A 345-nucleotide genomic window follows, 5' to 3' on the forward strand; every position below is an offset into this window, starting at 1 on the left:
AGCCTGAGTCGATGCGAGATTCGATAAAAAAAGCCCGGCAAGCCGGGCTTTTTAGTGCCTGAAATTCGGCGTTATGGCGCCACGGTGGCGAAGTCCGGCGCCGGGCAGTCGTAGCCGAATTTCGCCGCCCACGGATAACGGGTGCCGGTGTTGATATAGCGCTGATAAAGCGCACGGCCGGTTTTGGCATCACGCTTGATAACCCAGCTGGCAGCGTTACACAACACGGCGGCATAGGCCTGGCTCTTCGACGGCAGCAGATCGGCCGCCTGTTGCGCCAGCCCCACCGCTTGCCAGCGATAGTGCAGGAAACGGTTGTCTTCCTCCGGTAGCGCCGCCTTGGCG

The 345-nt window shown here is 61.2% G+C and carries 1 protein-coding gene; it reads right to left on the reverse strand.

What is annotated here, in order from left to right:
- Positions 1–71: 71 nt before the first annotated feature.
- Positions 72–345, reverse strand: a 274-nt coding sequence (locus tag KQX66_RS39085) for a hypothetical protein (RefSeq protein WP_216798445.1), incomplete at its 5' end; no start/stop codon positions are given.

This window comes from Paenibacillus oleatilyticus (assembly GCF_018998565.1).
Lineage (GTDB): Bacteria > Bacillota > Bacilli > Paenibacillales > NBRC-103111 > Paenibacillus_G > Paenibacillus_G oleatilyticus.